Below are 25475 nucleotides of genomic sequence, written 5' to 3'. Positions count from 1 at the left end.
GTGATGTTGCAGCTTAAAGTTTTACACGTAATATCCGGTCTACAGAACGGGGGAGCGGAAGCCACCCTCTATCGATTGTGCCGATCCGACATTGTTGACAAACATATAGTAATTTCACTGACTGGTCCCGGCAAGTACGGACCGATGTTGGAAAAAGAAGGTATAGAAGTTATATGTTTGAATTTTCATAAAAATTTATTTTATGGTTTTTATTCATTCATAAAGCTTTTTATGTTGATACGAACAAAGCGCCCCAATGTCTTGCAAACTTGGATGTATCATGCCGATTTGATCGGGGGCGGCGTCGCAAAGATGACTGGTATTAAAACAATTTGTTGGGGAGTCAGGCATAGCGATGTGCATCCGGTCAAGACGAAACTTTCGACTCGCTTAGTCGTGCGGCTTTGTGCCAAGGTTTCGGTATGGTTACCCGCCAAAATCATCTGTTGTGCTAACAGAGCCGTTGAGGTTCATCGACAATTGGGCTATCCGTCGAATAAATGCATAGTCATACCGAATGGTTATGATTTGAAACAATTCAGTCCGAATCCAACAGCCAGACTATGTGCGCGCGAGGAATTCGGTGCCGTTGATACCATGCCGGTGTTAGGAATGGTTGCGCGGTTCGATTCGCAAAAGGATCATACGAATTTGCTTAAAGCGCTAGCGGTCCTGAAAGCAGATCGGCATGAATTTCGTTGCGTATTGGTTGGACAGGGTTTGAGCGAGGAAAATACGATTTTTTTACAATTGCTCGACGATTACGACTTGACCGACCGAACGATATTATTGGGACCTCGTAACGATATCCCCGACATCATGAATGCGATAGACGTTCACGTCTTATCTAGCGCGTACGGTGAAGCGTTCCCGAATGTCTTGGCGGAAGCGATGGCATGCGGTACGCCTTGCGTGACGACCGACGTGGGAGACGCTGCAATGATCGTTGGCGACACCGGTTGGATTGTTAAGCCACAAGATGCGCATGCGCTGGCCTCTGCTTTGATTCAGGCGTTTACGCTAATGAAAAACAAAGCGGATTGGACAGATAGACAAAAACGCTGCCGCAATAGAATCGTCGAGAATTTTAGTATCGAAAAAACCGTCCTGGCTTATCGAAGGGTTTGGGATGAATCTTTGATATGTGCTGATCTTTAATGAAGCCGAACCAAGCCAAATTACTCTTTTTCGTCACGGAAGACTGGTATTTCTGTTCGCACCGTTTGGCATTGGCTAAAGCGGCCCGGCAAGCGGGATTTGAAGTCTCCGTGCTGACACGTCTGCATAGACATGGCGATATTATTCGCAGCGCGGGAATAAACGTCATTCCGCTAAATGTCGATCGAGGGGGAATCAATCCTGTCACCGAACTTCGCACTTTGTTACAAGTTGCGAAAGTTTACCGTGAAGTTAAACCTGATATTGTTCATCATATTGCACTCAAACCGGTTTTGTACGGCGGTATCGTTGCGTTGTTCATGCGTCGGCTTAAGGTGGTCAATTTGCTGGCCGGGCTTGGGGTTATTTTTTCCAGTCAGCGCTTCAAAGCTCGATTGCTAAGGCCGTGGGTGGAATTCTTGTGCCGAATTTTATTTCGCAGAAGAAATACATGCACTATCGTCCAGAATAAGGAAGATCACGAGGCATTGTTGCAAAGATTACAAATCGATCGGTCTTGCGTCAGATTAATCAAGGGGTCGGGCGTGGATATTGAGAGGTTTTATCCTAGCCCGGAGCCCGATGGCACTGTCTCCGTTGCACTTGCTTCGCGTCTGTTGTGGGATAAGGGAGTCGGGGAATACGTTGCGGCAGTAGCGTTGCTCAAACAAAAAGGATTAAGATTCGATGCATTTTTATTAGGTCAGCCCGATTCAGAGAATATGGCTTCGGTCAGTTTGGAAGATTTGCAGACTTGGAATCAGGAAGGTGACGTACGCTGGATCGGACAGGTCGACGATATAGCGCAGTTTTGGCGCGGCGGTCATGTCGCGGTTCTGCCGTCGTATTACGGTGAAGGCGTGCCCAAATGCCTGATCGAAGCCGCAGCTTGCGCTCGGCCTATCGTGACGACCGATACCGCGGGTTGCCATGAGATTGTCGAGGACGGCGTTAACGGCATCTTAGTTCCTCCAAGGGATATAAACGCGTTGGCGGATGCATTGGAAAAGCTGATTCTTGATCAGCAATTACGTAAAGAAATGGGTAGGGCCGGAAGAGCTAGAGTAGAACAAGAGTTTTCGGATCAAATTGTGCTAACACAAACTCTATCCGTATATCAGGCTATGCTGTAATGCGCTACGTTTTAGTAACAGGTGCTCATGGATTCATTGGTCAACGCTTGTGTTCGCTGCTGCGTGCGAGAGGAATAAAAGTTCGCACCTTAGGACATCGTTCGACGGGTAACGAAACGGACGCATTCAAAATGGATTTTATCTATGACAATTGCCCGAAGAATTTATGTAGCGGCATAGATACTATTTTTCATCTCGCGGGCAAGGCACATGCCGTAGCGGAAAGGCCGAGCAATAATCGCGAGTTTCGGCAAATAAACGTCGAAGGCACACGTAAAATTCTTGAAGCGGCTAAGCGAGCCGGTGTTAAGCAATTCGTATTTTTTAGCAGCGTTAAGGCCGTTGGCGATTGCAATGATCAAGCGGTTGACGAATCGGTGACGACCTTTGCTCATACTAGCTATGGCCGTTCAAAATTCGAAGCGGAACAGTTGGTTTTGTATGGCGGTTACGTACCGCATCCAGTCGTCATTCGCCCCTGCATGGTTTACGGCGAATCCAACAAGGGCAATTTGCCGCGCATGATTAAAGCGATTAAATTCGGTTTGTTTCCGCCTTTGCCGAATTTCAATAATCGAAGGTCAATGGTGCATGTGGAAGACGTGGCCAGGGCCGCAATATTAACGGCGGAAAAGCCGGAGGCTAAAGGTCAAGTTTATATTGTGACCGATGGACAGTCGTATTCGACTCGGCAAATTTATGACTGGATTAGAGAGGGGCTCGGTAAGCCGCCGGTTCGTTGGGAAATTCCTATTGGCCTACTCAAGGCTTCGGCAAAAATCGGCGATATAATTGGTTGTGTGATTCATCGACGCTTCCCGTTTGATAGCACGGCCCTGCAGAAGTTGAGCGGTTCCGCCTGGTACTCCTCTGTTAAAATCGAGCAGGAATTGGATTTTCATCCTAGCTGCACACTTCAACGATCTTTACCGGATATTATTCGCTTTCTTAATCCGAAATAGCATGTTATTGCATTTTGTTCTTCTTTTGCTCGTTTCATTTGTATTGACAGCTTGGATTCGCTCTTACGCCTTATCCAACAATGTAATGGATGTGCCCAATTTGCGTAGTTCGCATACGCTGCCAACGCCTCGTGGCGGAGGGGGAGCCATTGTATTGGCTTTCATCGCTGCCGTGATTTTCCTGTTTTTTGCCGCTCCTAATCATGCTGACTCCTTAGTCGCCTTAAGTTCAAGTATATTGGTTGCTGGAATTGGTTTTTGCGACGATCACGGCCATGTTTCCGCGCGGTGGCGGATATTAATTCATGTGATTGCGGCACTGTCGGCTTTAAGTTTACTTGGAGGATTTCCGAAACTGCTTGTGCCGATGCCTTTCGATTGGTTTGTTAAAACTCGGATGGCGGATTTCGGCTGGTTTGGCTATTTGCTTGGCACAGTTCTATTGGTCTGGTTTTTAAACTTGTTTAATTTTATGGATGGTACTGATGGCATTGCCGCATCCGAATCAGTGTTTGTTTCCGGTGCTTTGGCGGGTTATTTGTACTACATCGATCGGTTCTCGTTTACTGTCGCTATTAGTTTAACGGCTTCGTCGATTGGATTCTTGCTCTGGAATTGGCCCAAGGCCAAAATTTTCATGGGTGATGTTGGTAGCGGATTTTTAGGACTATTACTGGGAATTTTGTTGTTAATGGCTACACAACAAGCCGCAGTCTTGTTTTATTGCGGGCTGATTTTGTTCGGTATTTTCATGGTTGACGCAACCTATACCTTAATTTTTCGATTTCTTAGCCGGCAAAAATGGTACGAGGCTCATTGTTCTCACGCGTATCAGCGTGCCGCCAAACGATATGGCCACTTGAAAGTATTGCTGGCTTGCTGGAGCATCAATTTGTTTTGGCTTCTGCCGATTTCATGCTTCGTGTTTTTGTATCCTCGTTATGCGTTGCTGGGTTTGCTAGTGGCTTACCTGCCGTTACTGTGGTTGGCTTATTACTTCAAAGCAGGGCAAGCCGATAAGGTGTGCAATGGGTTTTAAGTTGCGCTCGCGAACCGCCATATTCATTCACGATTTAACCATGGTGCCGCTGGCATGGTTTGCGGCCTATTGGTTTCGTTTTAACTTGGATGAAATCCCGGACGAGTATTTTTATCAGGCGCTCTTATATTTACCCGGGGTGATAGCGATCCAGGTTTCCGCATTTTGGACGTTTGGTTTGTATCGTGGCGTATGGCGGTTTTCATCGATACCGGACTTAATACGTATTGCGAAATCGGTTTTGGCAGGGATTTTTTTTATCGCGGGATGCTTGTTCCTATACAACCGCTTAGAAGGAATGCCGCGGTCGGTAATGCCGCTGTATGTCTTAATCTTGCTGGCCCTGCTGTGCGTACCCCGCTTTATGTATCGATTCTGGAAAGAGCGGGCTTTCCTTGAAAGAGTTGGACGTAGGGCATTAATTGTCGGTGCCGGGTCGGCGGGAGAAATGCTGATTCGCGATTTATTATCGAATCCCGATAGTGGTTACCTGCCGGTTATTTTTGCCGATGATCAGCCTAGTAAGTTTAGGCGTGAAATACGCGGAATACGCGTTGAAGGTAGAATCGAGCAGTTGCCTGATCTGATCGAGCGGTGGGAAATCGAAGTGGTGCTGATCGCGGTTCCATCCGCGACGGACAGGCAAATGCGCCGTATTGTGGAAATATGCGAAGCGTGTGATGTGCCGTTTCAGACTTTGCCGTCAGTAAAGGAATTACTGAATGGTACGGTCACCAAAGCCAATTTAAGAAACGTATCGATTACGGACATTCTGGGGCGGGATCCCGTCCGACTGGATTGGCAGCGCATGAAAACCAGTTTGAAAGATAAAGCGATATTGGTAACCGGTGGTGGCGGATCGATTGGTTCGGAACTTTGTAAGCAATTGGCGCGAATACATCCACGACGTTTGATTGTGTTCGATCAATGCGAATTCAACCTGTATAAAATAGATGCCGAGTTGCGTCGGCTTTATCCGCAGCTAGAGCATCATGCCGTGCTTGGGGACGTCGCCGACGCGTTGTCCGTAAGGCAGGTAATAGATACTCAAAAACCCGATGTGATTTTTCACGCCGCCGCCTACAAGCATGTGCCCTTGTTGGAAGACCAAGTGCGCGAAGCCGTGTTTAACAACCTAATAGGCACCAAAATTCTGGCGGAATCGGCAATTGCCGGTGGTGTTGAGCGTTTCGTATTGATTTCGACCGATAAAGCGGTCAATCCGAGCAACGTAATGGGCGCCACTAAGCGCGCCGCCGAAATCCTTTGCCAGAATTTTAATCAAACCGGTGCTACGCGCTTCATGACTGTCCGTTTTGGTAATGTGTTAGATTCTGCGGGCAGCGTGGTACCGCTATTCAGAGAGCAAATTCAGGTGGGCGGGCCCGTGACCGTTACTCATCCCGATATTACTCGTTACTTCATGACCATACCCGAAGCCTGCCAACTGATCATGCAGGCCGAAACAGTCGGAAATGGCGGCGAAATCTTTGTGTTAGATATGGGGGAGCCGGTCAAAATTGTTTATCTTGCCGAGCAGATGATTCGGTTGAGTGGAAAAGTGCCCGGCGAGGATATTGCCATCGAATTTGTCGGCTTGCGGCCGGGCGAAAAATTATACGAAGAGCTGTTTCACGATGAAGAACAATTGATGGAAACGGGCTATAGCAAATTATACTTGGCAAAAGCGAGGGTCTATGACAATGACGCATGGTTCAATACGATTCGGAAATTGACCCTCGCTTGCCAAGCGTCTGATCAGCCGCGCATACTCGCTTTGCTTAAAGACTTAGTGCCCGAGTTTAAAACCGAATGATTGGGTTGGCCCGAACGGCGGCAGATCCAAGTTAATCAAGACTAGTGGCGGAAGTGGCGCATGCCGGTCAACACCATTGCAATGTTGTGCTCATTGGCCGCGTTAATGACTTCCTCGTCGCGTACCGAACCGCCCGGATGAATCACCGCAGTAACTCCGGCAGCGGCGGCGGCATCTATTCCGTCTCGAAAAGGGAAGAAAGCATCGGACGCCATCACCGATCCAGGCAAAGTCAAGCCTTCGTCCGAGGCTTTGATGCCTGCGATCCTGGCTGAATAGACCCGGCTCATTTGTCCAGCGCCAATGCCGACGGTCTGGCCATTCTTGCCGTAGACGATGGCATTCGATTTAACAAATTTGGCGACTTTCCAAACGAACATCAAGTCGGCCATTTCCTGTTCGGTTGGGGCTCTCTGGCTAACGATTTTGACATCCTTGGCAGTGATCATCCCGATATCTTTGTCCTGAACCAATAAACCGCCGCCTACGCGCTTGAAATCCGTTGCCGAAGTTGCGGCGTCGGTCCAATACCCGCATTCCAAAACGCGCACATTTTGTTTTTTGGCAAGAACTAACTTGGCGGCATCCGATACTTTAGGTGCGATGATGACTTCTACAAATTGACGCGAGATGATTTCGGCCGCAGTTTTTTCATCTAATTCGCCGTTAAAAGCGATAATGCCGCCGAAAGCCGAAGTCGGATCCGTCGCATAAGCTAATTTATAAGCGTCGAGTAAATTTTCGCTGACAGCGGCGCCGCAGGGGTTGGCGTGTTTAACGATCACGCAAGCGGGTTGTTCGCCAAAGCTTTTGACACACTCTAATGCGGAATCGGCATCGGCGACGTTGTTATAAGACAGGTCTTTGCCTTGCAATTGCTTCGTAGCGGCGATGCTGCCGACCGGGGGGGTCTTTTCGCGATAAAAAGCGGCGTTTTGATGCGGGTTTTCTCCATAACGCATGGTTTGCTGACGATAGAACTGTAAATTCAAAGTCTTGGGGAAACCTAGGTTAATCGTCTTACTTAAGTAATTAGCGATGGCCGTGTCGTAACTCGCCGTATGCTCGAAACTTTTCAGCGCTAATTTAAAGCGTGTGGTGTGACTCAATTCGGCATTATTTTCTTTCAGTTCCGCTAAGACCAGCGTGTAATCCGCCGGGTCGACCACGATAGCAACATCGGCATGGTTTTTCGCGGCGCCGCGTATCATGCTGGGGCCGCCGATGTCGATATTTTCGATCGCGGTTTCCAAGTCGCAATTCGGATTAGCAATCGTTTGTTCGAACGGGTACAAATTAACCACGACCATGTCGATCGGTTTAATGCCGTTTTCCGCCATCACCGCATCGTCGATGCCGCGTCGGCCTAAAATGCCGCCGTGAATTTTCGGGTGCAGGGTTTTGACTCGTCCGTCCATCATTTCAGGAAAACCGGTGTAATCGGAGACTTCGGTAACGGCAATATGGTTTTCGGCCAACAGTTTGGCCGTACCGCCGGTCGACAATAATTCGATGCCGAGTTTTTCCAATTCTCGGCAAAATTCCAAGACGCCGGTTTTATCGGACACGCTGATCAGCGCGCGAGTCAGTTTTTTATTCATTCAAACCTCGAGTAAGGGAAGTGGGGAATTAGCTGATACCGTAGAGTTCCAGTTTTTTACGCAAGGTGCTGCGGCTTAGGCCCAGGATTTTTGCGGCCTTACTCTGGTTAAAATCGGAGTGCTTTAATGCGATTTCGAGTAGGGGCTTTTCGACCTCGGTCAAAACCAACTGATATAAGCCTGACGAATCATGGCCGTTCAGATGTACAAAGTAGTCCTCAACAGACTGACGTACATGATCGGACAGGGTGTGGTTATTAATACGGTTGATTTTGCTTAATTCTGCTTCCATCTAGGCGACTCGCGAGGTAATTAAGTTTAACGAGGCGTTAACTAGCGCCATTTGTTGCGCTGGCCGTTGTGCCTGATTGATTAGTTTTTTCCGCTCGGCAGACAACGTGCCGAACTGGTCGAAATACCAGCCGATGTGTTTACGGGCAATTCTAACACCACTGGCAGAGCCATAAAAACTGTATAAATTATCCAGGTGTAGATTAATGACTGTTTTGATTTCGGGCAAGGAAATGGACGGCGTATTGCCGCTCCCCGATAGTTTGCTTAATAGTTCCCTAAATATCCATGGTCTGCCTTGACTTGCCCGGCCTATCATGATCGCATCGGCCCCGGTATAATTCAAAACGTGGCGTGCTTTTTCCGGGCCGTCGATATCGCCGTTAGCAATAATCGGTATTCTGACAGATTGTTTTACCTGTTTAATCGTGTCGTATTCGGCATTACCGTTAAATTTGCAGGTTCGGCTGCGGCCATGAATCGTCAGCGCTTGAATACCGCAATTTTCGGCGATTTGTGCGACATTCACGGCATTTCGATGAGCTAGATCCCACCCTGTGCGGATTTTAAGGGTTACAGGTATATCTACTGCAGACACCACTTTCGATAAAATCCGCGCGATTAAGGCCTCATCCTTCAGTAAAGCCGAGCCCGCGGCGACCGAGCAGACCTTTTTGGCCGGGCACCCCATATTAATGTCGATGATTTGGGCTCCACGGTCTTGATTTAGCTTTGCCGTTGCCGCCATTTGCTCCGGATCGACTCCCAATATTTGCACCGAACGCAAACCAATTTCGCCGCTAAGGTCGGATTTTTTCATCGTGCGTGGGTGATGTTGTAAGTCTTTATTGGAAATTACCATTTCCGAAACCGTTAATCCCGCGCCGAAATGCGCGCAAAGACGCCGGAAAGGATTGTCGGTAATGCCCGCCATGGGTGCGAGCAAAATATTATTGGGTAACTGGTAAGGGCCGATTTGCATTGATTTGCATACAGTCAAAAAGGCGGCACATCATACCCGAAATTTGATTAATCGGTATTCAACTTTTTTGACTACTATCCGTTGAACGTCAACCCGGAGGAATGTTTTTATGATAGGCAGTCTCTCCGTTAATTGACCGCTATGCCACATATTGCGGAACATGTTACAGTTTTTTACTATTAGTTGAGTCCTTGTCGGGACTTATCGCTTTACGAGGGGATGGCAATGTCCGAGTACAAGAAATATCATTGCATGGAATGCGAACATATTTACGACGAAGCTAAAGGCGATCCCGATAGCGGCATTCCGCCCGGTACTCGCTGGGAGGATATTCCGACGGATTGGGTTTGCCCGGTATGCGGTGCTCCGAAGAGTTTTTTTAAGCCGGTAAGTTGGTAAAAAACGCCGCTTAATCGGCGTGACGTTTCGCGACGAAAAATCGGCGATTTGATGATGTTTTTTATTATGTCATTGAAATTAAATAGAAAGGTAATATATGCATGCCGTTTGCTCATGGGTTTCTGACGCTAACAGAAAGGAGAACGGCAATGAAATCCTCCGTCAGAAACGAAATCAAAGTAGTCCATGCGGCTTTTTTCGACGCATTAAGCGCCGAATTTATTGCAAGGACTGGTCGCGGGGCTTATGTATATTTGAATCCGGTTGATATTCAGCACATGTTCAAAGACTATTTGAAGCACAGCGTACCGGTTCGCGATTACGTTAAAGCAAGCGTAAAAATGGTTTTATCGGCTTAAGGCAGCTCAACTAAGCTGTAAGATTTTATGCGGATTCATACGTGGTTACCATTGGGCTCGTTTCCAGTGGTTTTTCTAAGTCGCTAGCGCTAGCGACAGTGTTACAATAGTTACTTTCAGAATAACTATCGAACTGTCATCATGAAGTTATCTATCCGTTCAACATTTAGTCTTTTTGTTGCGCTTCTATATTTTGTAACGTCTCAGAGTCTGCAAGCGGCTGGACCTATTTTCACTCCCGCAGCGCCTAGTATCGCCGGAACCAGCTATTTCTTGATGGATTTCGATAGCGGGCGGGTATTAGCTGAAAAGGACCCGGATAAACGCGTATCCCCGGCAAGCTTGACCAAAATCATGACCGTTTATGTGGTATTTAGCGAGCTTAAAGCGGGACATTTAACCCTAGATGAAAAAGTAACCGTGAGTAAAACGGCTTGGGAAACCGGCGGCTCTAAGATGTTCATTGAAGTAAACAAGCAAGTTTCCGTTGAGGACTTGCTGCAAGGTGTAATTATCCAGTCCGGCAACGATGCGAGCGTTGCGCTAGCTGAACACGTTGCCGGCAGCGAACAAACGTTTGCCGCAATGATGAATGAGCAGGCATCGAAACTGGGCATGGTTAACAGCCATTTCGAGAACGCTACCGGGCTGCCTAGCCCCAATCATTACAGTAGCGCCCGTGATTTGGCTTTACTGGCGCAGGCAGTTATTAAAAATTATCCGGAATATTACCGTTGGGATTCGCAAAAAGAGTTTACCTATAACAATATTACTCAGAAAAATCGTAATTTGCTGTTATGGCGTGACGAGTCAGTTGACGGACTCAAGACCGGTTATACGGAGGATGCGGGCTACTGCATGGTCGCATCGGCAAAGCGTGAGGATATGCGTTTGATTTCGGTAGTGATGGGGGCGGCTAGTTCAATTGCGAGGGCTAACGAAAGTCAGTCCCTGTTAAATTATGGTTTTCGGTTTTTCGAAACCCACAGGCTATACGAAGCCGATAGTCAGTTGGCGGAAACACGAGTCAGAAAAGGTGAGACGTCTAAACTAACGGTCGGGCTGGCCGAAGATCTTTATGTTACGGCGCCTCGTCGACATTTCAACGAGTTAAAAGCCGAGACGGAACTCGATAAAGTCATCATTGCGCCGATTAAAAAAGGTGATACAGTCGGTACGATTAACGTGACTTTGGCTGGCGAAGTTATTATTAGTAAACCGTTGGTAGCTTTGGACAACGTTGAGGAAGGCGGCTTTTTCCGGCGCTTATACGATGCGGTATTGGTGTTGCTGGAGCGCTAATGGCAGATGAAGTTTATTTGAACGGCGAATACGTACCGTTAACGGATGCGAAAGTATCGGTACTGGATCGTGGGTTTCTATTTGGCGATGGCGTATACGAGGTCATTCCCGTCTATTCCGGTCGACTGTTTCGGCTAAACGACCATATTGACCGCTTAAACAATAGCTTACAAGCGATTCGGATTGATATGGACAAAACCGTTGCCGAATGGCAAGCGATTTTTCAACCCATGCTCGACAACAGCAAGGATCAATATATCTATTTGCAGGTGACACGAGGTCACGCCGCGAAACGCGATCACGGCTTTCCTGAGCATGTGGTGCCTACGGTGTTTGCGATGTGTTCGGAAATCAAACCGTTTCCTGGACGCGTCGCGGGCATTAAAGCCTTGACGGTCGACGATACGCGTTGGCAATTGTGTAACGTAAAAGCGATCGCGTTATTGGCGAATTTGTTGTTGCGTCAAGAAGCCTTGGATCACGACTGTGCAGAAGCGATATTGATACGGAACGGTTACGTCACCGAGGGTGCCGCTAGCAATTTGTTTGCAGTTATCGAAGGCGAGTTGATCACGCCGCCGAAAAATAATGAAATCCTGCCGGGTATTACACGGGACGTCATTATCGAACTGGCTCAGGCCAATCAAATGCCTTATCGGGAAGACGTAATTGCGCTAGAGGCATTGGCAAATGCTAGCGAAATCTGGGTGACCAGTTCTACCCGCGAGATCGTCCCGGTGATCGAGATCGATGGAAATAGCGTTGGTTCCGGGATGCCTGGTCCGGTTTATCAAAAAATGGACCGGTTGTTACAAGCCTACAAGAAGTCGTTGGCATGAACCATACAGAAAGTCTTTTAGAATTTCCCTGTCAATTTGCTATCAAGGCAATGGGGAAGAGTAGTGACAATTTCGACGCCATCGTGGTGGGAATCATTCGCAGGCATGTCTGCGATATTCACGAAGGCGCGGTCACCAGCAGGCCTAGTAAAGCTGGCAAATATACGGCCGTCACAGTCGTTATCGAAGCCACCAGCCGCGCGCAACTCGATGCGATTTATCAAGGTCTGACCGATCATCCGGACGTGTTAGTGGCACTTTAAGTTTTGGTTGCTCGACCTATCCGAATAAGGCAATTGGGGTTGCGGGATTTTGAGAGCGTTTGGCGCGATATGCGGCAGTTCACTGCTGAGCGTAGCCCGGAAACGACCGACGGGATTTGGATTACCGAACACCCGCCTGTCTACACATTAGGTCTGAATGGTAAGCGCGAACATGTGTTACAAATCGGCAATATACCGTTAGTGGAAACCGATAGAGGTGGCCAAGTTACCTATCATGGACCCGGACAGCTGCTAGTGTATTTTTTGGCTGATTTGAAACGCCTAAACTTAGGGCCGCGGCAAACGATAACGCTGCTGGAAAACGCCATGATCAATACCTTGCTGCAATACGGAATCCGTGCCGAAGCGAGAGCGGATGCGCCGGGCGTTTATATCGAAGGAAAAAAAATAGGATCGTTGGGGCTTAGAATCAAAAACGGCTGTAGTTATCACGGTTTGAGTCTAAATAACGCCATGGACTTGGACCCGTTTCGAAATATCAATCCGTGCGGTTATGCGGGTCTCGAAGTGACGCAACTGGCCGATTTTGGCGTTCAAGTGCATACGCATGAATTAGCGGTGCCGGTTATTCACCATATTATTAAGGCGATCGAATCATGAAATTAATCGCGCCCTCACGCGCTACGCCGGACACCCATAAACGCAATGCCGATAAGTTGGCACGTATACCAATTAAAGTGGAAAAGCCGGAAACGACGTTGCGTAAACCGGATTGGATACGCATAAAACTACCGGCTGCCGACAAGGTCAATCAGGTTAAGCAATCGCTTCGGCAAAATCGCTTGCATACGGTTTGCGAAGAAGCAGCCTGCCCGAATTTAGGAGAATGTTTCAGTCACGGTACCGCGACTTTCATGATCATGGGCGATCTTTGCACGCGTCGCTGTCCTTTTTGCGATGTCGCGCATGGTAAACCGCAGGCGTTGGATCAGGACGAGCCAACTAACCTGGCTCGAACGATTCAAGCGATGGTATTGAAATATGTCGTGATTACCTCGGTTAATCGAGATGACTTGCGCGACGGTGGCGCCGGACATTTCGCGACCTGCATAGGTGCTATCCGTCAGCAATCGCCGGATACCACGATAGAAATACTGACGCCCGATTTTCGTGGACGCATGGATACGGCGCTGGAAATTTTACAAAGTCAACCGTGCGACGTTTTTAATCACAATTTGGAAACGGTGCCGCGCTTATATTTAGAGGCCAGACCTGGAGCTGATTATCTGACGTCGTTGAGGTTATTGCAGCGCCACAAGCAATTGATGCCAAGCATACCGACAAAGTCCGGCTTGATGTTGGGCTTGGGTGAAACCGAAACGGAAGTGGTGCAAGTACTTGAAGATCTGTTAGGACACGGATGTAATATGCTGACATTAGGACAATATTTGCAGCCTAGTAAAGAACATCTCGCCGTCAAAGAATATATTCATCCGGATCAGTTTAATCGATATGCAGAGATTGCGCGCGCGTTGGGCTTTCAGCAAGTGGCCAGCGCACCGCTGGTTCGTTCTTCGTATCATGCCGATCTGCAAGCTGCGGCAATTATTGATGTTTAAAATAAAGACCGAGCGGTTTCGCCGGCCGGGCTAATGAAAGAGTTAATTATAGATAATTCCCCGCTCACAAAATTCATGTCAGCAGGGAACTGGGTTACAAGGATTTGATAAAGCGTCTGATAAAGTCGATAGCTGAATGCCGATGGTTGATGGACGGCATTAATGTCTTTTGGTACTCCAGGTAGGATTCGTATAACTGATCGACAGTGTCTGAAGTTATATAAGCATAGGTACCGTAGCCTTTCAGATACAGAAATTCATGGTGTAATTGCTCGAAAAAATCGATTCGCCGGACTATGTTTTGATTTTCTAGCATGACTCTCTCCTTAGAAAACAACTTTCGATATTGTTCTCCTTCCAAGAATTTATGTTGTGAAACACAGAACAGTTTTCCCGGTACGGAACTCAGTCAGCGCCATGGGGTTCACAATTATGATAAATTTAGGACCGGCTTGCAGACGATTGCTTGTTGCAAACGATTTATAACTCTATTTGCTCCGGCGCGACTCGCATGACCTCTTCAATGGTGGTAAGTCCAGCAGCCACTTTTTCAGCACCGCTGATGCGTAAAGGACGCATTCCGTCTTTAACGGCGTGTTTCTGCAATAAAATACTGTCGCAGCCTTCAACTATCAGAGGTTGCAGGGTAGGGGTGTTTTCAAAGATTTCATAAATCCCGATACGTCCTGAAAAACCGGTATTTCTGCATTCTTTACAACCTACCGCTCGATAGATTTTTTTCGGAGGTGGTATTTTAAACGGCGCAACCAATGCGTGCCATTGTCTTTCGTCAGTCTCGACGGAAATCTTACAACGACAAAGAACCCGTATTAAGCGCTGAGCCATAACCCCCAGCAAAGTCTGCTGAATTAAATATGCCGGAGCGCCTATGTTAAGCAACCGGGTTACTGCGGCCGGTGCATTATTGGTATGCAGCGTAGAAAAGACCAAATGACCGGTCAATGAAGCTTGTACCGCCATTTCAGCGGTTTCCCGATCGCGTATCTCGCCGACCATGATAATGTCCGGATCTTGCCGCATCAGCGTACGGATACCGTTAGCGAAATCCAGCCCGATATTCGCTTGTACTTGTAGTTGATTAAAGCTAGCTTCTATTTGTTCTATGGGATCTTCAACCGTACACAGATTAATTTCCGGTGTAGCCAGTCTTTTCAACGTCGAATAAAGTGTGGTGGTTTTGCCCGATCCGGTAGGGCCGGTTACCAAAATGATGCCGTGGCTCTGAATGGTCAAACGGTTCCATATCTGCAATTCCCGTTTATTGAATCCTAGCTGGGCATAATCCCGTAATACTACCTCGGGATCGAAAATACGCATTACCAATTTTTCGCCGAAGGCCGTCGGCATCGTCGACAGCCGAAGTTCTATTTCTTTACTTTTAGAATTATGGATTTTGATGCGCCCGTCTTGGGGCAGCCGCTTTTCGGCAATATTCATCCGTCCTAAAATTTTCAAACGACTTAAAACGGCGTTTAAGATGGGCTTAGGGAGTTGATAGACCTGGTGCAGAACACCATCGATTCTGAACCGGACATTACCTTGGCTGCGCCTAGGTTCGATATGAATATCGCTTGCGCGCTGGTCGAAGGCGTATTGCATCAACCAATTGACGAGGTTAACCACATGCTGATTATTGGCGTCCAGGTCTCCGATTCGGCTCAGTTCAACCAACTGTTCGAAATTGTGTAATTCGGTATGATCGTTCTGGGCCGTTTGTCTAGCGGCGCCCTTTAAAGAGCGGGAAAAGTTGTAAAACTCTTCTATATAGCGCTTGATTTCATCCGGATTGGAAAATACGCAATGAATCTCTCCACTATGCATTTTGGCCAAGTCTTGCTGCCAGGAACAAATAAACGGTTCGGCGGTTGCAACGATGATTTCGTCATCGCTAATCTTGATCGGTAAGATATTGTAATTACTTGCGTAAGCTTTGCTGAACAAAGACGTGACCTTGGCCACATCAATTCGCAATGGGTCGAAATAGTAATAGCATAACCTCAATTTTTGCGCTAACCACTGAGTTAAGTCTTCCAACGAAAGTAGTTTGCCGAATTGGGATTGATCACGAATTTCACATTCCGCCAACAGCTTGAGCGGGTGTTTATGTTTATTAGCGTTCGCTTGCGCGTGTTTCCGGCATTTGACCAAATCGGCTTGCGAAAGCATCTGATCATCGGTTAACCAAATCATGATTTGTTGAGCATCGAGCTTTTGGTCTTCCGATTTCTGTTTTTCAACCATTAACTCGATGGTGTTATTAAGATCGGATGTCATCTAAGAAAATGTTGGATGTCGGCTAGGGACCATTTGCGGCGTTTGCGGTATTTTGTTCGTTAGGTTAAAAAACACTCGTTTCGTTGTTCATTATAGCAGTACCGACACTGTTGGCTGGTTTTGCCGTATTGGTCCCGATTATGGAATGTGCTGTTAATCAGCGGCAACGCTCGGCCTACTTTCGCCCGGCATTGGTTTGGGCGCTTGCGGTTTTATTGTCGAACGAATGTTGATGAATTTGTTGAGCAGGTCAAACCAGAATGGTGCGCCGACTGAAGATGCCATTATCGTGATTAATAGGCCTAGGCATTTTTCTAGAACCTCCGGGGCGGAACGCAAACCGGTCGTGTCAGTCCAGCCTAAGGGCATCCCGACGTTTTGAATGCGCTGAATGCGTTTATTCAGTTGTTCGACTTTATCATCCAGGCATTGGTCATTTGTCTCGGCTGGCGCACAGCTTATTGACTCGTCTTTCATAACAAACGCGGTTTTAACCATGTCCGCGCGTAGGTTGTCATTGACCATCAGACTCTTGGCTATGGCGATGGTATCGATGTTTCCAGCCAATGTCAGCGCTGTCGCGATCAGAAACGTCACTAATTGAGTATGACGTTTATACCAACCGCCCACCCGGTCTCCCATCGCCGAATACCAATCTTCGATATTATTGATTGCTTGGTTCAAATTATTGCCGGCGGCGCCGATTAAGGTTTCCAAAGCGGCTTTCACGTTTGCGGGTAAGGCGGCTTTGCTTAAAGATTTTTTTAACGCCTCGATTTCGATCGACTCGCCATCGAGCAACTGATTGATTAAAGCCATCGAAAACGTTTTCGGATCGATATAAGACGGCAATTCCCCTTGAATTTTAAGTTTATTATCGAATGAGATATCGGATCGGCCTTTGTACATGCTGAAAATGATCGGATTTTTATAAAACATGTCCAGAAAATCGGCGCCCGTTTTATTTCCGCCAAATAGTTCGAATAGGCCAAGCGATAGATCTTTACTGCGTCGCTTTAATTGCTTTTCCACCGATTCGGTTAATGCCGAACAAATCAAACTCAGCAACAGATAAATTGAAACCAAACCGATTACTACATCGAGTATTTGAGAAGTATTTTGCATAATAGTCACCTTGCGTGCGTTGGATAATTACGAGCCATTCTGAATCTTAAAAAAATAGTCCTTTACAGATGTTTTTTCACTTTTTCGATAAAGATTGAACTTTATAAACGCTCATTTATTCCGTAGGATTAGAACCAATCAAAATCGATGAATATTTGTTTATGATGCGTACGGTAAGGCGAATTTGTTTAATTATAGGGCTGCTCGCCTCGGCTACGGCGGGTATTGTTTTTGGCTTGATGATAGCTTCGCTACCTTTTGAAGACGGTGAAATTAAGTTTCCGGGATTGAACTCGAAAGTGGCCGTTCAAAGCGACTCTTTTGGCGTTCCGACTATTTCGGCTGAAACCCGCAACGACGCTTTTCGGGTCTTAGGTTATTTGCATGCGCGCGACCGTTTGTTTCAAATGGAATTAATGCGACGCAAAAGCGCAGGGCGTCTAGCCGAATTATTCGGCATATCGGCGGTCAACCTAGACAGGAAGCAACGTGTCTACCAATTGGCCAAGGCTGCAAAAAATATTGTTAGTGATTTACCCGCCGAACAGCGCTTGGTATTGAAAGCGTACGTGGAGGGCGTAAATTTTTATATTCAACGAGCCGCCGTCCTTCCGCCCGAGTTTTTAGTCTTACAACATCGGCCCGAACCTTGGCGAGAGGAGGATAGTATCTTGGTGATTTTGGGCATGTTCCAAAATCTTAACGGATACGAGCAGGACGAGCGTATGGTCAGCGTCATGGAAAAAGCGTTGCCGGACGAGTTGGTTGAATTTCTGACGCCGGATACCGATCACTTTACCAATGTCCTGATCGGCGGTAGCGAATCGCGCCGTTATAGCAATCGTATATCGCCACAAGCCTTTGCGGCTCTGTCGGATTCGAATGTTCAAATCGCGCGTAATGGCGTTGATGTCGAAAACGTCGTGGCCGGGTCCAATAATTGGGTTGTGGCGGGCAGTAAAACTGCCGATGGGCGGACGATTATTGCTAACGACATGCATTTGGGTTTAGGCGTCCCCAATATTTGGTATCGGGCGGATTTGCGCTATGACAATAGGCATTTATACGGCGTGACCCTGCCCGGGGTTCCGGCAGTTATAGTCGGCGGCAACGACCATGTGGCATGGGGATTCACCAACGTCACTGCCGATTTGGTCGATCTAATTCGGTTGGAAATCAACCCGGATGAGCCGAAAGCATATCGAACGCCGGAAGGCTGGACCCGGTTTAACGAGCATACTGAAACCATACACGTCAAGGACGCGGACGATATCGAGGTTACCGTGCGGGATACCATATGGGGGCCGGTTTCCGATCAGCCTTTGTTAGGGCACTCTGTAGCGGTCAAATGGACGGCCTTGGAAAAACATGCTGTCGATATAGGCCTGTTGGCAATGGATCAAGTTCAAACGGTCGAACAGGCGATGGCGGTGATGAACCATACCGGCGCACCGCCTCAGAATGTCGTGATTGCCCACCGCGACGGCCATATTGGCTGGACTTATATGGGCCGGTTTCCTAATCGCTTTGGTTTTGATGGGTTGACCGCACAGTCTTGGGCAGATGGCAAGCAGGGATGGAACGGTTATATTCCCGCTGAGGAGTTGCCGCGCTTGCTCGATCCGCCGGAAGGATTCATAGCTACCGCTAACAATCGCACGCTAGGCAGTCAATATCCCTTTGTTATCGGGCATAACTGGGCTCTCGGCTACCGAGCATTTCGCATTGCCGAATTATTACAAGCAAAAAACGAGTTGACCGAAGCCGACTTGTTCCGGATACAACTGGATAGCCGAGGCGGCGTTTATGATTTTTATCAACAACTGGCCCTGGATGCGTTGCACAAAATACGCGATAAAGACATGGCACTGCAGGAAATCGAACAGACCTTGCATGCTTGGGACGGCTACATGCACAAAGATAGTATCGGTGCGGCCTTTTTAGATGGGTTCAGATTTGAATTAGCCAATGAAGTTTTTGCCAAGATCGTTTCGGCGTGCCGCCCCTACGATCCGGATTTCCAATATGCGTGGCGGGAAATGGAGACGCCGTTGCGTTTATTGCTGGCACAGCGTCCGCAAGGCCTATTGAGGGTCGATTATCGCGATGATTGGCATTCGATGATAATACAAACTCTGCGTCGTACTGCAGACGAATTGTATCGTCGCTATCCGGATCATAAATTGACCGATATGAAATGGAGCGAAGTTCATCGTATCGAATTACATCATCCTTTTAGCCGTATTTCACCCCTCCTTGCCAAGTTTTTGGATATGCCGAGTTTTGGTAGTGATGGTTGTGCCAGCGTTTGCGTCAAGGTTATGGGAACTAGCCATAGTGCCAGCGAACGCTTGGTACTTTCGCCCGCGCATCCGGAAGATGCGATTTTTCATATGCCGGCAGGACAATCCGGACACCCGTTGTCCGAGCATTATCGCGATCAACAGCCGCTTTGGCAGTACGGCATTGCGGAACCCATGCAAACGGATAATATCGCTGATACCCTCTATTTCAGCCCGGATAGGGAAAGTAATGTTGGTGGTTATTAAGCAGCGGGAACTAAAAAAACAATCACGGATTTGGAAATACGCGAGTTGCTGTCGTGTATCAATCGCGTAAAAATTTTTCATTGATGCCACCTCGAACGTCTTCCGGTTGTTGCTCGAAACGGTAGTCGTCGTTACCGCTAAGGATGTCGCAATCATGTTTCATCCGATCAAGCGGAGAAGCCGGCCTTGCAACATTAGGTCAAGCGGACTTCAACGGCACACTCCGCGCAATGAGCAAATGGCCGGTCACTCAGCACGGATCACATGTCACTCTTATAGCGACCGAAGAATCCCAGTTCACAAAGCGTCGGGCTTTTGCAATAAAACTGGCAGATAATACCGAACATCACAGATCAACTTATTCTGCAAGTTATCGTACACCATGCACTTGGATGTGCGCCGTTCGCAGTAACTTATCGACGCGCCTAAGTGAAGCTGATTCATGACAAAAAAAGAATTGTCACGTTTCATGCAAAGGAAAATACAACGAAATAAACGCTTGCGCCGACGGAAGCGAGGATGAGTGATAACTCAAGTAGTCGGAAACTCTACAAATCTAATTCAAAAGATAGTTTTTGTTTAGATCGATCGGTAAAAATAGAAATATAGCGCACTTTAGAAGCATGATTAATAATTACCGTGGAAAATAATTTGTTACCATCTAGAGTCCACTCCTCTGAGTTGTTATCGAATCTAATATCATAAGGTGTAATCAAGTCGTCATCGTCGGTTGCATGAATTCTGAGTTGTCCTTTATTTAACCGATTTTCATCACTTTGAATAATTATTTTAACCAGAATTATATCAATTGATTCTATGTTCAGATAATATGGCACTATCACTCGATAGTTTTCCACAGATCCTTTTAAATCAATTTGATTAACTCTAGCAGTCAAGATATGATCAACAGTATTGTGATTTTTAATTGGTTTGCTTATAAGTATAATGCCTTTCAACGGCAACACTTTTTCGTCTGCATAAATAAAATTAATGTCGTTAGGACGAATGTTAGGTACATTGAATGGAAAGCTAGTATTCTGAATAGTGTTAGGCAGCATAAAGACGCTATCTATACTTGCTAAAGAATCACCGGAAACATGTTTGTTTGGAAATAACCAATGAGTAATTCCGTTAACTGAAAATGCATTCTTTGCTTTTGGCGAGGGGCTTTGAGCATTTGGAAGATTAAAAATACGCACGGTAGAGTTATCATATATTTCGTTTCGATGTTTGCCTAAAGTATGAATTACTAAACTGGAAGCCTGCCAGTTTTCTTCAAAATCATTTTGTATATAGTTATTTACCAGATTAAACAAAGTGCAAGTCAAAAACAGAAAAACGATAGTTATTAATTTTATCAAACGGCCTTGATTAATGATCAGAGCTATCGTCGCCCCAAACGCTATAGACATACCGATCAACGGAATTAGAAACACTCGATCCGGAAGATAATAATCGATCACCATCAGTGGTGAAAATGCGGCAAGCCAGATCAGCAAGCCAGATAAAATAACAGAATAGTACTTGTTGTTTCTGTAACGAATTTTTGGCAGGAAGTAGCAGTATATTGCTAATATAAAAAGTATTAGCTCGGACGCTTGGAAGGAAGCCTGTTTAGCTGTTTCTATTAAATCATCTCTATAATATTGATCAAGTACGATCGATAACGGATATTTGATAAACAATGAAAGCGATTCAATGAATGTATCAAGGCTGTGATTTAATATCGAGAAGTCACTATGAGTATGTCTTTCCACTCTGCCTCTAGAGGCTCCATAGAAATTAAGAAAAACAAAAGCTCCCAGAATTGAGATCAGACCTGTGAAATCAATTATTAACGTTTTCTTCGAAATAGGAAAGGCGAAACATCTAAATGTAAATATTAATACTATAATTGGAATAAGTTGTTCTATTCCAAATGCGGACAATAAAAATAGTGTAAAAACAATTACCCGGCTACCTTGTTTTTCAATACGCCTATTTGCGTCGCGTAAGTAAATGAAGCAGCCTAGTACTAAAAATAATAACGGAAAAATGTATCCAATTATTGCGGCAGGCCATAGTATGGTAGTGCATTTTAAAGGATATATTGAAAATAAAAATAACGAAAAAAACCTTATCGGCCATTCTATGTTAGCCAATAATAATATTTTATTTAAAAAAAACATTATTATTGTAAAGCAGATCAGTCCGAGCAATTGAATAAACCACCATTGAAAGTCGCCAGGACCGATAAGAAATATTGGTTTAAATATTAACGGAAACAAGATTGCCTGAGTAAATCGACTGTTAAATGACCATTGGGTTATCGCTTCAATTAGGGTTTTATCGGATATGAATGATAAAAATGCAAAATCATCTGCATAACCACCACGGGTCCAAAATTTACCATAATTGAAAATAAATAACCATATTAGTAAAATCAGCCCCGTTTTTTCTTGAAAACAAATATTGTTTAAATATTTGAAATAATTAGCTCTAAATTCCGCAATTCGTAGGAAACTTACTGACATCTGGTCACCAAATAATGTTACGATCGAAGTTAAATAACAAATACCTTGTCATTATATTGATTCAGATGTTATCGTTATAATGTATAGATATAAATGAGGCTTATAACAAAGATTGTGGATAAGAACAAATTCCTACTACATGCTATGCATACACGCCGCCGATCTTTTCGGCAAATGCTTCAGTTTACCTTCGTTGGTGTGATTGCCACCGCCACCCACGCCAGCTTATTCATATTTATTCTTGAAAATAAAATCACTTCAGCATTACAAGCGAATTTTATAGCATTTATAGTTGCTTTCTTGATATCGTTCTTAGGTCAGTATCACTGGACATTTAAAAATACAGGCGTGAGTCATTGGCTTAGAAAATTGGTCAAGTTTTTCATAATTTCTTTGATCGGATTAAGTATAAATGCTGGGGCCGTATATCTGATCGTCAACGTGGCATTTTTACCATATGCCTATTCCGTAGTTGTTATGACGACTATAACGCCAGCGATGACATTTCTGATCAATAAGAAATGGACATTTACTTAGCTGATTGTTTTTGAGCCAAGCAAAATATTGTCAAACCTCCCAGTGTATTTATATGCAATAGCGTCCTAAGTTCGATTAGATTAATTCCAATTAGGAGTTTATTCAATAAGTAGGATGGCATACGTAAATCGCTTTTCGGCATGAGTGCACCGGCGCGCAGCCGGACTTTATTAATGATTCGTATTATCGCAACGACAGGAAATAATACACCAAAGAAGTAGCGACTACATACTACACTTAGACCTGCATCAGCAACCAATCTTTCGAGTTTCGCAAGAGTATAGCGTCTCTTGTGTTCTAAAAATATATCGTGTCCCGACCATAGAAAATTGAATGCCGGTACTGAAATTAGAATATGTGCACCGTTAGGCATTTGTTCCACATAGGAGCGCAATAACCCAACATCATCTTCAATATGTTCTAGTACATCTATCATTAAGATTACAGATTCGGATATGTTGTCTAGTGACTTTACAAAGTGCAAAGGTTTTCCGTTGTATATTTCCACATTGTTATTAGCATATGCTATGTCAAGACAGCGGGCCGATTCAACTTTTTCAGTGTTCAAAAGCATCTTCGAGAAAACACCTGAGCCGGCTCCAATGTCCAAAACACTCTTAAATGGAATTGATTGAAGAAAATAAGTAATTGCTCTACCTTTTGATACGTAATACCAATGCGAAAAAACAGAATTTCCAAGTATCTCTTCTTCTTTTACATCCATAAATTTATTTTTTAACTATTTTGTTAATTAAATACAAAGGACGTTGCTTAATTTCTGAAAAGGCTCTTCCCAAGTATTCACCTATAATTCCGATAAATATTAGTTGGATACCTCCTAGAAATAAAATAGTGACAAGCAAGGATGGGTATCCTGGGACATCGTTACCAAAAAAAATGGTATCATAAATAATGTAGGCGCCGTAAACGAATGAGATGGATGCAATTAATACTCCTAAATAGGTCGCAAGCTTAAGTGGAATTTCCGTGAATGAAGTAATGCCTTCTATCGCAAAATTCCATAATCTCCAATAGTTCCACTTAGTCGTGCCGGCGTGACGAGGATCGCGGCGATAGTCGACTGCGATTGCCGGATAGCCAATCCACGCATATAAGCCCTTCATAAAGCGGTGGCGCTCAGGAAGTTTTTTTAAAGCGTCAACTGCTCTACGGCTTAATAAGCGGAAATCGCCTGTATCTTCTGGAATGTTGATGTTAGAAATTCGCTTAATTAGACGATAAAACAAATATGACGTAGTTTTCTTTAAGAACGACTCTCCATCGCGACTGATGCGACGCGCATAAACGTTATCATAACCGCTCCGCCATTGTGTAATCAGCTCCGGAATCAACTCCGGGGGATCCTGCAAGTCCGCATCTATAATTATAATGGCATCGCCTTCTGCAATATCTAATCCGGCTGACAATGCAATTTCCTTGCCAAAATTACGACTCAAATCTACTATGACGATACGCTTGTCTCGTTCGCTCATGTCTTCCAATATCGATAGTGTTTTGTCGTTACTTCCATCATTAACAAAAACTAACTCATAAGGCATATTAATATTCTCGAGAACAGCGGTCGATCGAGAATAAAACTCGCCCAGCACCTCTTCTTCGTTATATGTGGGAACGATAATAGATATCATATAGCTGTCTCCTGCGTATGAAACTTACCCAATCTAATTCAACGGTATTATGGGCCATGGCGGAGAAACGTTGGTGGATTAAAGTCTCCCACTTCGTCAAAGCACTACTCACTTACCGCTTTAATGGCTTTTTATGTGACGGCAAATCTTCCAAATTACGCCCGCAATATTTACAGAAGTTGGCATCAATGTCGTGGCCGATAGCGCCGCAATCAGGACACGCTTCGTTACTGATGCCGGATTGTTGTACGGTTTTGAACAGCTCCGCCCCGTATATCCCTGTTGGAACTGCGATGATTCCATAACCCATGATCATAATAACCGACGCGGCGATCTGTCCTAAGGTTGTCTGAGGCGCTATATCCCCATAGCCGACTGTGGTTAGAGTAACTATCGCCCAATACATGCTACGCGGAATCGAAGTAAATCCGGCATCTTTGCCTTCAATGACGTACATCAGGGCGCCGCATATGACAACCAGAGTCAATACGGTATACAAAAATACCATGATTTTCCATCGGGAGTTGACTAAAGCCACCATCAGCATATTGGCTTCGTTTAGATACTCGGAGAGCTTCAATACCCTGAAGATGCGCAGTAGGCGCAAAATTCGAACCACCATAGTATATTCGACTCCAGGCAATAACAAACCGACATAACTAGGTAATATCGATAGTAGGTCGACGACGCCATAGAAACTGCGGATGTACAGCCAAGGATACCGCACACATAACAGGCGTAGCAGATATTCCACTGTGAATAGCAGCGTAAACACCCATTCCAAGATGGACAGCCAATCGGCATGTCGTCTACTGAAATCTTCAACGCTGTCCAGCATCACCACTAAAGCACTAAGGAATATCATGACTATTAGGATGATGTCGAAATTGCGTCCGGCAGGTGATTCCGAGCCGAATATCACTTCGTTGAGCTTTTCCCGCCACGGTGCTAACACTCGACTTTCGTTGTATCTTGATTTTTTTTGGGCAATGTTCATGCGATTAAAACTTGACCATTGAGAAGTTAAATAATTATCAGACTATGGAAGTTTATGAGTTCAACATTTGTCGCTGAAGATATTTT

The 25475-nt window shown here is 45.6% G+C and carries 24 protein-coding genes; 14 read left to right on the top strand and 10 right to left on the bottom strand.

Annotation, left to right across the window (positions count from 1 at the left end; all coding sequences use genetic code 11):
- Positions 1-3 precede the first annotated feature (3 nt).
- Genes ACW73I_RS04970 through ACW73I_RS04950 form a run of 5 tightly spaced genes read left to right on the top strand, consistent with a single transcriptional unit; the run spans position 4 to position 6108 of the window.
- Positions 4-1158, top strand: coding sequence for a glycosyltransferase family 4 protein (locus ACW73I_RS04970; protein ID WP_458028133.1), 1155 nt, complete (start codon positions 4-6; stop codon positions 1156-1158).
- The gene (locus tag ACW73I_RS04965) at positions 1158-2291 is read left to right on the top strand and encodes a glycosyltransferase family 4 protein (protein WP_458028132.1); all 1134 of its coding nucleotides are present in this window, start codon (positions 1158-1160) and stop codon (positions 2289-2291) included. Before ACW73I_RS04970 ends, ACW73I_RS04965 begins: the two co-directional genes overlap by 1 nt.
- Positions 2291-3253 (top strand): NAD-dependent epimerase/dehydratase family protein, encoded by a 963-nt coding sequence (locus ACW73I_RS04960; protein ID WP_458028131.1) that lies wholly within the window; start codon positions 2291-2293, stop codon positions 3251-3253. The genes ACW73I_RS04965 and ACW73I_RS04960 overlap by 1 nt, the downstream gene beginning before the upstream one ends.
- Position 3254: 1 nt before the next feature.
- The gene (locus ACW73I_RS04955) at positions 3255-4292 is read left to right on the top strand and encodes an MraY family glycosyltransferase (protein ID WP_458028130.1); all 1038 of its coding nucleotides are present in this window, start codon (positions 3255-3257) and stop codon (positions 4290-4292) included.
- Entirely contained in the window at positions 4282-6108 is a 1827-nt protein-coding gene (locus ACW73I_RS04950; protein ID WP_458028129.1) for a polysaccharide biosynthesis protein, read from the top strand. The genes ACW73I_RS04955 and ACW73I_RS04950 overlap by 11 nt, the downstream gene beginning before the upstream one ends.
- Before the next feature lie 41 nt (positions 6109-6149).
- Here the strand turns inward: ACW73I_RS04950 and purH are convergent, their stop codons facing one another.
- Genes purH through dusB form a run of 3 tightly spaced genes read right to left on the bottom strand, consistent with a single transcriptional unit; the run spans position 6150 to position 8982 of the window.
- On the bottom strand, positions 6150-7709 hold the full coding sequence (purH, locus tag ACW73I_RS04945; protein ID WP_458028128.1) for a bifunctional phosphoribosylaminoimidazolecarboxamide formyltransferase/IMP cyclohydrolase: 1560 nt from the start codon (positions 7707-7709) through the stop codon (positions 6150-6152).
- Between the two features lie 28 nt (positions 7710-7737).
- Positions 7738-8001, bottom strand: coding sequence for a helix-turn-helix domain-containing protein (locus ACW73I_RS04940; RefSeq protein WP_458028127.1), 264 nt, complete (start codon positions 7999-8001; stop codon positions 7738-7740).
- Positions 8002-8982, bottom strand: coding sequence for a tRNA dihydrouridine synthase DusB (gene dusB / locus ACW73I_RS04935; RefSeq protein WP_458028126.1), 981 nt, complete (start codon positions 8980-8982; stop codon positions 8002-8004).
- Positions 8983-9207: 225 nt separating this feature from the next.
- Here dusB and ACW73I_RS04930 point away from each other — a divergent pair, with 225 nt between their 5' ends.
- The 7 genes from ACW73I_RS04930 (at position 9208) to lipA (ending at position 13724) form a co-directional block, all read left to right on the top strand.
- Positions 9208-9381 (top strand): rubredoxin, encoded by a 174-nt coding sequence (locus ACW73I_RS04930; RefSeq protein ID WP_458028125.1) that lies wholly within the window; start codon positions 9208-9210, stop codon positions 9379-9381.
- Between the two features lie 149 nt (positions 9382-9530).
- Positions 9531-9740: a hypothetical protein gene (locus tag ACW73I_RS04925; protein ID WP_458028124.1), complete on the top strand. Its 210-nt coding sequence runs from the start codon at positions 9531-9533 to the stop codon at positions 9738-9740.
- A gap of 141 nt (positions 9741-9881) precedes the next feature.
- Entirely contained in the window at positions 9882-11042 is a 1161-nt protein-coding gene (locus tag ACW73I_RS04920; RefSeq protein WP_458028123.1) for a D-alanyl-D-alanine carboxypeptidase family protein, read from the top strand.
- Positions 11042-11881, top strand: coding sequence for an aminotransferase class IV (locus tag ACW73I_RS04915; RefSeq protein ID WP_458028122.1), 840 nt, complete (start codon positions 11042-11044; stop codon positions 11879-11881). Before ACW73I_RS04920 ends, ACW73I_RS04915 begins: the two co-directional genes overlap by 1 nt.
- Positions 11878-12144 carry a YbeD family protein gene (locus ACW73I_RS04910; protein ID WP_458028121.1) on the top strand — a complete coding sequence of 89 codons (267 nt, stop codon included), beginning with the start codon at positions 11878-11880 and terminating at the stop codon, positions 12142-12144. The genes ACW73I_RS04915 and ACW73I_RS04910 overlap by 4 nt, the downstream gene beginning before the upstream one ends.
- A gap of 18 nt (positions 12145-12162) precedes the next feature.
- Positions 12163-12765 carry a lipoyl(octanoyl) transferase LipB gene (lipB, locus tag ACW73I_RS04905; RefSeq protein ID WP_458028231.1) on the top strand — a complete coding sequence of 201 codons (603 nt, stop codon included), beginning with the start codon at positions 12163-12165 and terminating at the stop codon, positions 12763-12765.
- Positions 12762-13724 carry a lipoyl synthase gene (lipA, locus tag ACW73I_RS04900; RefSeq protein ID WP_458028120.1) on the top strand — a complete coding sequence of 321 codons (963 nt, stop codon included), beginning with the start codon at positions 12762-12764 and terminating at the stop codon, positions 13722-13724. The genes lipB and lipA overlap by 4 nt, the downstream gene beginning before the upstream one ends.
- A gap of 94 nt (positions 13725-13818) precedes the next feature.
- On the opposite strand, the gene ACW73I_RS04895 is transcribed toward lipA, so the two are convergent.
- From ACW73I_RS04895 to ACW73I_RS04885, 3 genes are all read right to left on the bottom strand, one after another.
- Positions 13819-14040: a hypothetical protein gene (locus ACW73I_RS04895; RefSeq protein WP_458028119.1), complete on the bottom strand. Its 222-nt coding sequence runs from the start codon at positions 14038-14040 to the stop codon at positions 13819-13821.
- Positions 14041-14204: 164 nt separating this feature from the next.
- The gene (locus tag ACW73I_RS04890) at positions 14205-16019 is read right to left on the bottom strand and encodes a GspE/PulE family protein (protein ID WP_458028118.1); all 1815 of its coding nucleotides are present in this window, start codon (positions 16017-16019) and stop codon (positions 14205-14207) included.
- Between the two features lie 153 nt (positions 16020-16172).
- Complete coding sequence (locus ACW73I_RS04885) at positions 16173-17144, bottom strand: hypothetical protein (protein ID WP_458028117.1); 972 nt, start codon at positions 17142-17144, stop codon at positions 16173-16175.
- Positions 17145-17383: 239 nt separating this feature from the next.
- On the opposite strand from ACW73I_RS04885, the gene ACW73I_RS04880 reads away from it, so the two are divergent.
- Positions 17384-19693, top strand: coding sequence for a penicillin acylase family protein (locus ACW73I_RS04880; protein ID WP_458028116.1), 2310 nt, complete (start codon positions 17384-17386; stop codon positions 19691-19693).
- 548 nt (positions 19694-20241) lie between these two features.
- On the opposite strand, the gene ACW73I_RS04875 is transcribed toward ACW73I_RS04880, so the two are convergent.
- Positions 20242-22206 (bottom strand): hypothetical protein, encoded by a 1965-nt coding sequence (locus ACW73I_RS04875; RefSeq protein WP_458028115.1) that lies wholly within the window; start codon positions 22204-22206, stop codon positions 20242-20244.
- A 114-nt stretch (positions 22207-22320) separates the two neighbouring features.
- On the opposite strand from ACW73I_RS04875, the gene ACW73I_RS04870 reads away from it, so the two are divergent.
- Entirely contained in the window at positions 22321-22743 is a 423-nt protein-coding gene (locus tag ACW73I_RS04870) for a GtrA family protein (protein WP_458028114.1), read from the top strand.
- Here the strand turns inward: ACW73I_RS04870 and ACW73I_RS04865 are convergent.
- From ACW73I_RS04865 to ACW73I_RS04855, 3 genes are all read right to left on the bottom strand, one after another.
- Positions 22736-23467 (bottom strand): methyltransferase domain-containing protein, encoded by a 732-nt coding sequence (locus ACW73I_RS04865; RefSeq protein ID WP_458028113.1) that lies wholly within the window; start codon positions 23465-23467, stop codon positions 22736-22738. The genes ACW73I_RS04870 and ACW73I_RS04865 overlap by 8 nt on opposite strands.
- A 4-nt stretch (positions 23468-23471) precedes the next feature.
- Complete coding sequence (locus tag ACW73I_RS04860; protein ID WP_458028112.1) at positions 23472-24392, bottom strand: glycosyltransferase family 2 protein; 921 nt, start codon at positions 24390-24392, stop codon at positions 23472-23474.
- A 112-nt stretch (positions 24393-24504) separates the two neighbouring features.
- Positions 24505-25347, bottom strand: coding sequence for an ion transporter (locus tag ACW73I_RS04855; RefSeq protein WP_458028111.1), 843 nt, complete (start codon positions 25345-25347; stop codon positions 24505-24507).
- Positions 25348-25475: the final 128 nt, after the last annotated feature.

Source organism: Methylomonas sp. MgM2 (assembly GCF_054172045.1).
This window is presented reverse-complemented; position numbering and strand designations above follow the sequence as displayed.